This is a genomic window from Chryseolinea sp. T2 (genome assembly GCF_037203685.1).
Taxonomy (GTDB): domain Bacteria; phylum Bacteroidota; class Bacteroidia; order Cytophagales; family Cyclobacteriaceae; genus Chryseolinea.
The window spans coordinates 970,314-983,482 of the sequence record NZ_JBBCAU010000002.1; the positions used below are offsets into that span (position 1 = coordinate 970,314).

Genomic DNA, 13,169 nt, shown 5'->3' on the forward strand with positions numbered 1-13,169 from the left:
AATTATTACTTTTGGCCGGTCTATAGTTATGTCGCTTTGTCGTCAAACATCCCTTTCTGTTTGCCTCGTCATTGCTTTGGCACTGAATTCAGGGCCGCTGGCAATTGGCGCAGCTATAGTCACTCCTGAAAAGCAGGGAGCCGTCCTTGAAGCTCCCGTCATCAGTACTACCGGAAACCTCACAGCCGATGAGGACGCGTCCAGTGGTACCGTTACGATTACCGTGACGGATGCTGATACTTCGCCCGCTAATCTTTTACTTGTTGCTACATCTGCCAATACAACGCTGGTTCCTCAGGCCGGCGTTTCGCTGGTAGCAGGCGCAACGGTGGGGACCTGGACATTGTCCGTAACGCCCGCACCTGATGCGAATGGTGTCACACAAATTGACCTGGTGGCGTCGGATCCGGAGGGCGATTCAGATACCGAAATAGTGACTGTAACGGTCAATCCCTTAGCAGATCCACCGACTATCGCGCCTATTAACAACGTCTCTATCCCCGCGAATACGGTGGCCGGTCCCATTGATATTACCATTACTGACCCGGATGGTTTCGCAGGACATATCGTATCGGCAATCAGCAGCAACGCATCACTGGTAAATAATGGCACTGGGTTCGCTTTCGGTGGATCGGATGGCAACCGGACCATAACGATCACGCCCGTAACAGGAGCTTCCGGAACAACTACCATCACAGTGACGGTCAAGGATGGTGCATTTACGGTGAACGAAGATTTCGATCTAACAGTAACTTCAGTGGCCCCATCGATCAGCATTTCAAATATGCTGACGGCAACGGAAGACGGTGGTGTGAGCAACACCGCTACGATCACTTTAACAGATCCAGATACTGCGCCGGCCAGCCTTACGCTGACGGCCACGTCGGCAAGCACCACTCTTATTCCACAAGCCAATGTTTCGCTCACAGGAGGAGGAAATACCTGGACACTGACGGTAACGCCTGCGGCCAATCAGAACGGTACAGGCCAGATCAACTTATTAGCGGGCGATGGAACTCCGGGTCATAGTGATACGGATGTTGTGACGGTCACCGTAGCCGCAGTGAATGATCCTCCGACAATTGCGCCGATATCGGATCTCTCAACAGCAGAGAACACGGCGACGTCGCCCATCCCTGTAACCATTACTGACGTCGATGGCTTCGTCGGTCATGTGGTTGCTGTAGAAAGCAGCAATGCTTCTGTGGTTGCACCTTCGGGTATCAGCCTGACAGGCTCCGGCGGATCGAGATCACTGGTCCTAACGCCTCAGCCTGGTGCTCTAGGATCGACGACGATCACGGTGAGGCTAACCGATGGCCCATACATCGTAACAGAAGACTTTGTGTTAACGGTGAATCCTTCAGTGGCTCCTTCGATCAGCATCTCCAACATGCTGACGGCAACGGAAGATGGTGGTGTGAGCAACACTGCGACGATCACTTTGACAGATCCTGATACTGCGCCGGCCAGCCTTACGCTGACGGCCACGTCGGCAAGCACTACTCTTATTCCACAAGCCAATGTTTCGCTCACGGGAGGAGGAAACACCTGGACACTGACGGTAACGCCTGCTGCCAATCAGAACGGCACTGGTCAGATCAACCTGCTTGCCGGTGACGGCACACCCGGTCACAGCGATACGGATGTGGTGACGGTCACCGTGGCGGCTGTGAATGATGCTCCCACTATAGCGCCGATATCGGATCTCTCAACAGCAGAGAACACGGCAACAGCGCCTATCCCTGTAACCATTACTGACGTCGATGGCTTCGTCGGTCATGTGGTTGCCGTAGAAAGCAGCAACGCTTCTGTAGTAGCACCCTCTGGAATAAGCCTTACCGGATCCGGCGGATCGAGATCACTGGTCCTAACGCCGCAGCCTGGTGCTCTAGGATCGACGACGATCACGGTGAGGCTAACCGATGGCCCGCACATCGTAACAGAAGACTTTGTGTTAACGGTGAATCCTTCAGTGGCTCCTTCGATCAGCATCTCCAACATGCTGACGGCAACGGAAGATGGTGGTGTGAGCAACACTGCGACGATCACTTTGACAGATCCTGATACTGCGCCGGCCAGCCTTACGCTGACGGCCACGTCGGCAAGCACTACTCTTATTCCACAAGCCAATGTTTCGCTCACAGGAGGAGGGAATACCTGGACGCTGACGGTAACGCCTGCTCCCAATCAGAACGGCACGGGTCAGATCAACTTGCTTGCCGGTGACGGCATACCCGGTCACAGCGATACGGATGTGGTGACGGTCACCGTGGCGGCTGTGAATGATCCTCCGACAATTGCGCCGATATCGGATCTCTCAACAGCAGAGAACACGGCGACGGCCCCCATCCCTGTAACCATTACTGACGTCGATGGCTTCGTCGGTCATGTGGTTGCCGTAGAAAGCAGCAATGCTTCTGTGGTTGCACCTTCGGGTATCAGCCTGACAGGCACTGGTGGATCGAGATCACTTGTCCTTACGCCGCAGCCCGGTGCATCAGGATCGACTACGATCACGGTGAGGCTAACCGATGGCCCACACATCGTAACAGAAGACTTTGTGTTAACGGTGAATCCTTCAGTGGCTCCTTCGATCAGCATCTCCAACATGCTGACAGCAACGGAAGATGGTGGTGTGAGCAACACTGCGACGATCACTTTAACAGATCCTGATACTGCGCCAGCCAGCCTTACGCTGACGGCGACATCAGCAAATACCACACTCATACCACAGGCCAATGTTTCGCTCACGGGAGGAGGAAATACCTGGACGTTAAGGGCAACACCTGCCGCCAATCAGAACGGCACTGGTCAGATCAACCTGCTCGCCGGCGACGGCACTCCGGGTCATCGCGATACGGATGTGGTGACGGTCACCGTAGCCGCAGTGAATGATCCTCCGACAATTGCGCCGATATCGGATCTCTCAACAGCGGAGAACACGGCAACAGCGCCCATCTCTGTAACCATTACTGACGTCGATGGCTTCGTCGGTCATGTGGTTGCCGTAGAAAGCAGCAATGCTTCTGTGGTTGCACCTTCGGGTATCAGCCTGACAGGCTCCGGCGGATCGAGATCACTGGTCCTAACGCCGCAGCCCGGAGCTTCAGGATCGACGACGATCACGATCAGGCTAACCGATGGCCCACACATCGTAACAGAAGATTTTGTGTTAACGGTGAATCCTTCAGTTGCTCCTTCGATCAGCATCTCCAACATGCTGACAGCAACGGAAGATGGTGGTGTGAGCAACACTGCGACGATCACTTTAACAGATCCTGATACTGCGCCAGCCAGCCTTACGCTGACGGCGACATCAGCAAATACCACACTCATACCACAGGCCAATGTTTCGCTCACGGGAGGAGGAAATACCTGGACGTTAAGAGCAACACCTGCCGCCAATCAGAACGGCACAACTCAGATCAATTTACTGGCCGGCGATGGAACTCCGGGTCATAGCGATACGGATGTGGTGACCGTCACCGTAGCCGCAGTGAATGATCCTCCGACAATTGCGCCGATTTCGGATCTTTCAACAGCAGAGAACACGGCAACAGCGCCCATCCCTGTAACCATTACTGACGTCGATGGCTTCGTCGGTCATGTGGTTGCCGTAGAAAGCAGCAATGCTTCCGTGGTTGCACCTTCGGGTATAAGCCTGACAGGCACCGGCGGATCCAGATCACTGGTCCTTACGCCGCAGCCCGGAGCATCAGGATCGACGACGATCACGGTGAGGCTAACCGATGGCCCACACATCGTAACAGAAGACTTTGTGTTAACGGTGAATCCTTCAGTTGCTCCTTCGATCAGCATCTCCAACATGCTGACAGCAACGGAAGATGGTGGTGTGAGCAACACTGCGACGATCACTTTAACAGATCCTGATACTGCGCCAGCCAGCCTTACGCTGACGGCGACATCAGCAAATACCACACTCATACCACAGGCCAATGTTTCGCTCACGGGAGGAGGAAATACCTGGACGTTAAGGGCAACACCTGCCGCCAATCAGAACGGCACTGGTCAGATCAACCTGCTCGCCGGCGACGGCACTCCTGGTCACAGCGATACAGACGTGGTTACGGTCACCGTTAGCGCCGTCAATGACGCACCTACGATCGCGACTATCGGTAATCAGTCAATCAATCAGAATACATCCACGGCTCCTATTCCCGTCACCATTGCAGACATTGACAACGACGTTAACACGCTGACTTTGGATAAGAACAGCAGCAATACCACACTTGTCCCTCTCACCGGAATTGTGTTTGGCGGAGCCGGGGCCGGCAGAAACGTTACCATTACACCAACTCCTGGTCAGTTCGGAACGGCTAACATTACGATCATCGTGCAGGACGCCGGCAATGCGACGGCTCAGACAACTTTCCAGCTAACGGTTCTCGAGGTCAATCAGCCACCGGTCTTTGTAACCACCATTGGAAACAGAACAATCAACGAAGATGGCGCCCTGGGCTCTGTTCCCTTTACTATCGGCGACCCCAATACGCCTGTGGCCTCACTGACCCTCAGGGGCTCCTCCTCAAACACGGCGCTTGTGGATGAAGCAGGCATCGCTTTTGGAGGGACCGGCGCCGACCGCAATGTCACGGTTACACCGAATATCAATGCGTTCGGGGTTTCGAACATCACCCTGCGCGTAAGCGACGGAACATTGTTTGCCGACATGTCATTTGTTCTTACCGTGAACTCGGTAAACGACCTTCCAACGATCACCAGCATACCACCACAGACCATCGATGAAAATGGTCAGACTGGTCTTCTTGGATTCACCATTGCCGACCTGGAGACACCGGTAGTTGACCTCAGAATGACTTCAGCCTCTTCGAACACCGTCCTGGCCGATGAGCCGCAAATTCAGTTTACCGGAACCGGTTCTCTGAGGAATGTAAATGTCATTCCTAAGATCAACAAGTCGGGAACCGCGACCATCACCCTCACGGTGAGAGACGCGGATGGTGGCACGGCCCAGAGTGCGTTCCTGTTGACCGTGACGGCAGTAGATGCCCCACCAACCATCTCCGCGATCAGTGACATGACACTGACTGAAGATATCGCGAGCCCGGCAGTTCCTTTTACTGTCAATGATATCGATGTACCTGCTGATCAGTTAACAGTCAGCAAGCAAACCAGCAATACTGCTGTTGTTGCTGATGGGGGCATACAACTGGTTGAGGTTTCGCCCGGAAGCTGGACAGTGAAGATCACACCTGTATCGAACGCATCTGGCTCCAGCCTGATTACGCTGACCGTTGATGATGGCACTGGGGAGCAGGCAACGGAAACGTTTACCGTAACGGTTAACGCCGACAATGACAAACCGGTAATGACTCCGGTGATCGGCACGCAGAATATCAATGAAGACTTCAGTACCGGAAATATCAGCTTTACTATAAGCGACGTGGAAACCCCGGCCGCCAGCCTTACCGTTGATAAGTCTTCGTCCAACCAGGCCCTCGTTCCGGACGCGAATGTTGTGATCGGCGGTTCGGGCGGGTCGCGCAACGTTACGGTTACACCTTTACCCAATCAGTCGGGTTCAACGGATATCACCATTAAGATTACAGACACAGACGGCGGAATAACCTCGCAGACTTTTACCGTGAACGTAGCGGCTGTGAACGATGATCCGACCATCACCGCCATTGGGACGCAGAACATAACCGAGGACCAGCCAGGAGGAACGGGACCTCAGCCGTTCACTGTCGGTGACGAAGACGTGAGCACCCTCACCATTGACAAGAGTTCCTCGAATACGACTCTGGTTCCGAATGCCAATATCAGTCTGTCGGGCAGTGGAACCGCGTGGAATGTAACCGTTGTGCCGGTAGCCAATGGCTTCGGAACGGCGACGATTACCCTCACCGTTACAGACGCGGGTACACGGACGGCAACTACCACATTCAATGTTGTAGTCGCCCCCGTTAACGACCCGCCGACGATCACCAAACCGCCTACTCAAACCATTGCCGAGAATGCAACAACAGGTCCTATTCCGTTTACGGTGGGCGACGTTGAGTCACTTGGTACCCTTGTCGTTACGCGGGCCACATCAAACGCTGCACTGATCCCACTGGCGAATATTGTATTGGGTGGAAGCGGAGCGAACCGAACGGTTACGGCTTCGCCGCTTGCTGCTCAAAGCGGCACGGCGACCATTACCCTTACCGTTGACGATGGCTCCGTTCAGGTGTCTCAAACATTTGACGTGGTGGTTACAGCGGTCGAGGATTTCCCTACGATATCCGCGATTGATGATGTGACTATAAATGAAGACGGAGCGACAACTGCCATACCATTCACTATAGGTGACCCCGACACGCCAATAGGCAGCCTGCTTCTTTCAAAATCATCCGATAACCAGAGTCTCATTCCCGACGCAAACGTGGTGCTTGGAGGATCAGGTGCTTCGCGAAACGTAACCGTTACGCCGTTACCTAACCAGAATGGGTCGGCCACGATCAGCATTACCGTAACTGATGGAATTAATGTCGTGACCGAAATATTCGTTGTTACAGTCACACCCGTAAACGATACACCAACCATCACGGCGATCGCTGACCAGGTAACGACGGAAGACGTCGCTACGGGCGCGATCAACTTTACCGTTGGAGACCTTGAAACCGGTGCTGGAGCACTGCAAGTGACAGCCACATCGGATAACGTTGCCGTTGTTCCCAATGCTCCCGCTAATATCGAGCTGACCGGAGAGGGAGTTGGCGCTGCCAGAACCATACGTATCGTGCCGGCGCCGGATGCTTCCGGTGTAGCCAACATTACGGTAAAGGTGAGCGATGGTCCCGCTTCGGCTACACGCACATTCAAAGTCACTGTATCTGCTGATGATGATGCACCCACGATCAGTGCAATCGGCGATCAGAATATCACTGAAGATGCAGTTGCCGGTCCGATACCATTTACTATCGGTGATGTCGATACACCAGGCGCGCCGGGCACACTTCAGGTTAACAAGAGTTCCAGCAATACAACATTGATCCCCGACGCGAACGTAGTTATCGGGGGCAGCGGCGCATCCAGGTCAGTAACCATAACACCCGCACTGAATCAGAGCGGAACGGCAACGATCTCCATCAGCGTTTACGACGGGCATAGCACGACGGTCCGTGACTTCATAGTGAACGTTTCGCCGGTCGATGATTCACCGACGATCTCAGCCATTGCGAACCGCTCTACGGCGGAAGATACTCCTGCAGGACCTATTCCATTTACCATCAGCGATCCGGAAACAGCAGTCAGCGATCTTGTCGTTTCCAAGAGCACTAATAATCCGACGTTGTTTCCGATCGATAACATCGTGTTGTCAGGAACGACGGGTAGCCGTAACGTTACCATCACGCCGGCACAGGACCTGAACGGAAGCGGAACCATTACGATCAGTGTTTTTGATGGTGCCAACACAACTTCACGCACATTCACTCTGACCGTTACACCGGTTAATGATCCCCCTGTCATCACCAGCCAGGATCCCATTTCAGTGAACGAGGGCGTAGCTGTTACGCTTGACTTTGTTATGCTGCACGTGGTGGATCCCGACAATGTCCTCAGCGAACTTACCCTGGTTCCATTTGGAGGTGACCACTACAGCATCAGCGGAAGTACAACAATTAAACCGGACGCATTTTACAACGGTCCGCTCACCGTGCCGGTGCGCGTTACCGATGGAGGCCCACTAGGTCCCGTTTTTAACGTTGCCATTACCGTCATCAGCACGAACGATCCTCCTACGATAACCGGACAGCCAGCCGTAATATCGATGAACGAGGACCAGACGTATGCGATACCGATCACGGCGTTCACCATCTCCGATGTCGACAGCGATGCAAGCCTTCGCAAGCTGAAGATTCTTCCAGGTACCAATTATACCGTGTCAGAGGCATCGGGGGTATATTCGATTACTCCGTCGGCAAATTATTATGGAACGCTTATCGTGTCCGTTGTGGTTAACGACGGCGACGCCGACAGCGCGCCGTTCAACGCAAACGTAACGGTAAACGCGGTTAATGATCCGCCAGCCATCACGGGGCAAAATCCGATCTCAACGAATGAGGAAACGGAGCTGGAGCTGAACGCGGGGCTGTTTAATATCACCGATCCCGAGATGGTGCCATTCACCATTGTTGTTGAGCCTGCAGCCGCCAACGCACCTTATACCGTAACAGGAATAAACAAGATCACACCGAAGGAAAACCAAACCGGGGTAATCACGGTACCCCTACGCGCCAGCGACGGGCTGCTCACAAGCGAGGTCTTCAACGCCCAGGTTACCATCGCACCGATCAATGACCCGCCGAAGATCGTAGGGCAGACGCTCGTAACGACGGTCGAAGACATTCCGGTAACCATTCGGGTCACGCAACTCGATGTACAGGATCCCGACAACAGTTTCCCCACCGGATTTTCAATGACGGTATCGCCAGGCACGAACTACACCTTTTCTCAAGTGTCGGTAACTGAATATGTAATCACGCCATCGCTCGATTTTACGGGTACCCTCTCAGTCAACGTGCAGGTCAGCGACGGACTGGCTAACAGCACGCCATGGCCCATGCAGATCACCGTAACCGACGACGCTGATGCGCCGGTGATAAACGGCCCCGGTGCTCCGCTTGTAATTGCTGAGGATACCAGAGGTACGCTCACCATTGACAACCTGAGCTACATTGATACGGACACACAAAAGCAGGACCTTACGATCGACATTCTGGCGGGCACCAATTACACTTTCCAGAATGACGATATCATACCGTCAGCGAATTTTTTCGGAACTCTGACCGTCAATGTGCGGATCTATGATGGAAAAGCATACAGCAACACATTCCCTCTGTCAGTGACGGTAACGCCCGCGTACGACCCACCATCGTTCAATCCAATAGCGACGATCAATATTCTTGAGGATGCACCCCAGCAGACGCTGAACGTGGTCAATATAAGTGCAGGTCCGAAGGAGTCAGAGCAAATGTTCCTCTCGTTCTCATCTGATAATACCGCACTAATCCCGACGCCAACTCCCCAGCAGCTTACGTTGCCTCCGGGTACGACGTCTGCATCTGCAATCTACAGGCCCGTCGCCAATCAGTCAGGTACCGTTACGATGCGCATCACGCTTATTGACTCTCCTCCAGGGGCGGGGCAGGATGTGACGATCAACGTTGCGCCAATCAATGACGCACCGACATTTAGCTGGTCTATTGATAACGATGAAGTCAGCATGGAAGAAGGCACGGGTGTGCAGAACTATCCTCTGAACGGAATTTCTGCCGGCGGTGGCGCTCCTGAGGCTGGTCAAACCCTTAAGTTCATTGTGGGTACGGACAACGAAGAACTTTTTGAAACGCTTCCGCAGGTTCCGAACCCAGCGAGTGGCCAGACAAGTGGCACCCTGACGTTCAAGCCGAAGGAGAACGCATTCGGCGTGGCCCACGTAACGGTAAGGCTACAGGACGATGGTGCTTCGTCGCCAGCGCCAAACGTGAACTTCATCGAGAAAGTCCTGACGATTACCATTACGCCGGTAAACGACGCGCCGGTGATCGTTTCCACGCCAGTTGAAATCACCGAACCCGGCAAGGAGTACACCTATGAATTCATCGTCACCGATGTTGATAACGATGATATTACCATAACGGCCCCCGGTCTACCCTCATGGCTCACCTTTACCCAGGGTGAGAACGGACATGCTACCATATCCGGCATCCCGCCATCAAGTGATATTAAATCTGCATCGATATCACTGATTGCAACAGACGAAGCCGGGGTAGCCGTGTCGGGAAGCTACACGCTGACCATCAACTCGCGGCCGGTTGTGACAAATTTCACCATGGCTGTGGCCGAGGATACACACCTGTCGATAACCTCAGCGGATTTTAGTCTCGGTTTCTATGATCCCGAAGGAAACCCGATTGCAGAGGTACTGATTTTGTCTCTCCCGGAACACGGAACCCTGAGCACTGCGGCGGGGGCGGTGACGATCAATCAAAAACTGACCGCCGAACAGCTGGCGACACTGTCATACCAGCCTTCGCCGGATTATTTCGGTCCCGACTCGTTCCTGTGGACCGGTGCCGATGGCTTCGAAGCGTATCCCGAAAATCAGAATGGCGCGGTTTTGAATATTAGTGTCGAGGGCGTGAACGATGCGCCGACATTTACCATGGAGGCCGAAACGGACACCCTGAAATACGAACTCGGCAGCGAAGCAGATTCCGTGCTGACCAGACGATTTGTTAGCAAAGACGACGGCGGAAAACTTACCTACGCCCAGATAGGATTTAACCGGATCGAAGGCTTTCAATACCGTCCTGAAAACGACGTACTTACTTACAAGCCGCTGCCTTCATCTCCCATAACCGGATCATTTAACGAGGGTACGCTGACGCTGCAGGGTGTGGCCACTACGGCTGAGTATGACCAGGCAATGCGTAACGTATTTTACAAATACACCAATGCTTCCGAATTCGTGCTCGATATGCGAAGCGTGTCGATCGTTATCAATGACGGTCTCCTGAGCAGCACGCAGCAGTCAAGACTCATTCAGCTGATCTACACATTTGAAGACCTTAAAATTCCATCCGCATTTTCTCCAAATGAGGGCGATGATGTTAACAACGTATGGAACATTTCGTCGCGTACCGAGAACCTTTACGACGATGCCGAAGTGAGGGTATACAATAAAAACGGTTTGTTGTTATTCGAGACAAAGGGGCTTCAGGACCCGTGGACCGGAGTATACAATGGTGCCCTGTTGCCAACCGATACATATTATTACACCATCGACTTACATTACAATAAAGTAAGGTATAAAGGCGCTGTCACGCTACTGAGATAAAGCAAAACATGGCAAGACTTCTACTCACAATACTAACGATCTGCCTATTTGCCGCCGGAGTGCAGGCACAATATGTGCCGGGCACTAACCAGGCGTTTCAATATGCGCCTGTATTTAACCCGGCATTCTCCGGCATCGAGGGTTATAAGGATCTGAAGCTCGGATACCGTTATCAGTGGAGCGGCATGGGCGCAGGCGCACCCAAGTGGCTGAACCTGGCTTACAACTTCCGTCTCAAGGAACCGCTTGATATGAATCTTCACGCGTTGCGTACCACCAGCGCGGTAAACAAAAACCGGAAGCAGGTTGAAATCCCGGCTATGAAGCGTGTGATTCACGGCTTTGGTGTGAATGTATATAACGAATCCCTGGGGCCGATCGACAGGGTAGGAGGTGGCATAAATTATGCTTTTCACTTTCCCGTGACAAATACGGTAAGGTTATCCGGCGGCGTGGGCGTAATCATAGACAACACACGAATCGACCTGAACGCTCTGGAACTGGCCTTTCAACAAAATCCCGATCCGTTCTGGATGAACATGCGCGCCAATGGTGCAAACCACACCGACATTAGTCTCAGGGCAGGTCTGTTGCTGTATTCATCAAATTTCTACTTAGGATTTTCATACCTGCCCGTGTATAACGCCACTTTGAAAACGTCAGAGGTAACGGCAGCCGATCCATTTTATAAAGGAACCATTATGGCGGGAATTGCCTGGCCACTCAGCCCTTCACTCATATTGAAACCCAGCATACTTGCGTTGTGGCAGGCAGACAATAAATTTGCCATCGATTATAACGCGAAGATGTACATAGAGCAGAAGATATGGTTTGGCGCAACGTACCGCAGCACACGCAACCTTGTGGCTATGCTGGGTTTCAATCTCAACGAAATGTTGGGAGCATCCTATTCCTATGAAATATCCACCGGAGGTATGCAGCAATTCAGCGATGGAAGCCACGAGCTGGTGCTCTCCATTCGTCTGAACAATTTCAAACGCCTGAGCCCGCAGACATGGTAAGAATACTGTTTGTGTGGGCATGCCTCTTTCCAGCATTGGCGATCGCTCAGGAGTGGGAGTTTGGTGTAGCCGAAAAACTCCCGGACAACGTCAATTCCGAATGTGATGACGTCATGCCGATTCTTTCGAATGACGGAAAGACACTCTATTTCACCCGTTCATTTTGTGACTTTAACCGCGGAGGTAAGTTTACCGGTTCCGACATCTGGATGTCGATGCTGGATCCGTCTACAAAATTATGGTCAAAAGCGGTTAATGCGGAAAATCTTAATGACCGGGCCAATAGCATCGCCGTTGGCGTTGGAGAGCAGGGTGATGTGTTGTATTACATGAAGACTTCTTCATCGAAAAGACCCGACGGTGTTCTTTCTATATCAAGACAGGGAGGAGCGTGGTCAAGATCCAGGCTTATGCCTGTGCCTGGTTTGGAACCAGACGAATACCTCGGCATGTATGTAACTCCGGATCAGATGGTGATGATCATCTCCATGAATGGGCCCGACAGTCGCGGGCGGGAAGATCTTTACATCAGCGTGAAGAACGACCGCGGCGAGTGGACAAAGCCAAAGAACCTTGGCTCCACTGTTAACACCACCGGCTTCGAGATGTCACCATTCCTTTCCGCCAATAAGCGCAGGCTTTATTTTACCAGTAGCGGACATTCAGGTCAGGGCAATGGCGACGTGTTTTACTGCGACCGTCTCTATGATTCGTGGGAGATCTGGTCGGCGCCAAAAAATCTGGGAGAGCAGGTGAATTCCAAGTTCCTCGATGCATACTTCTCCATCTACGGCGACACCGTGGCCTACTTTGCTTCCAACAGGTTCAAGCAAATGGATCTGTTCAAGGTTCAGGTTTTTGAGAAAAAGTCCCAATATGATATTGACCGGCGCAATTATCTCACTGATGAAGAAATTCAGCGGATCGCGGGCATGACCCTTCAACCGCTGCTTTATTTTGACGGAGGCACGAGCGAACTCAATGATTATCAGAAACAAAACCTCGTCAGGATTAAGAACGGACTGGCGGGTCACAAGGACATCAAGTTCAATATCATTGCAATGAAACCCGCAGATAAGCCCCTGGAGACTTATCAGGCGCGCCTTCTCAATATCCTGGATTTCTTTAAACAGGCCGGTATAGAAGGTAATCGAATTATCTTCAGTACTGAACAGTCAGAAAGCACCATTCAAAGCAAAGAAATGGTACGGATCAGGTTCTATCGATAACTTCGTTACGGGCCTGATTCTGTTTTTGTAGGGACTGGTCTATTT

The 13,169-nt window shown here is 52.6% G+C and carries 3 protein-coding genes; all 3 read left to right on the forward strand.

The annotated features are described in order from the left end of the window. The first annotated feature begins 76 nt into the window (after window positions 1–76). Genes WBG78_RS08825 through WBG78_RS08835 form a run of 3 tightly spaced genes read left to right on the forward strand, consistent with a single transcriptional unit; the run spans window position 77 to window position 13,124 of the window. Complete coding sequence (locus WBG78_RS08825; RefSeq protein WP_337326039.1) at window positions 77–10,873, forward strand: tandem-95 repeat protein; 10,797 nt, start codon at window positions 77–79, stop codon at window positions 10,871–10,873. A gap of 8 nt (window positions 10,874–10,881) precedes the next feature. Next, window positions 10,882–11,895, forward strand: a complete 1,014-nt coding sequence (locus WBG78_RS08830) for a PorP/SprF family type IX secretion system membrane protein (protein ID WP_337326040.1) — start codon at window positions 10,882–10,884, stop codon at window positions 11,893–11,895. Then, a complete protein-coding gene (locus WBG78_RS08835) occupies window positions 11,889–13,124 on the forward strand; it encodes a hypothetical protein (RefSeq protein WP_337326041.1) in 1,236 nt (411 codons plus the stop codon). The genes WBG78_RS08830 and WBG78_RS08835 overlap by 7 nt, the downstream gene beginning before the upstream one ends. The last annotated feature ends 45 nt before the right edge of the window (window positions 13,125–13,169 follow it).

What these genes read in the sequence shown, in the direction of transcription:
- WBG78_RS08830 (WP_337326040.1), top strand. Translation starts at nt 10,882, where the DNA reads ATGGCAAGACTTCTACTCACAATACTAACGATCTGCCTATTTGCCGCC.
- WBG78_RS08835 (WP_337326041.1), top strand. Translation starts at nt 11,889, where the DNA reads ATGGTAAGAATACTGTTTGTGTGGGCATGCCTCTTTCCAGCATTGGCG.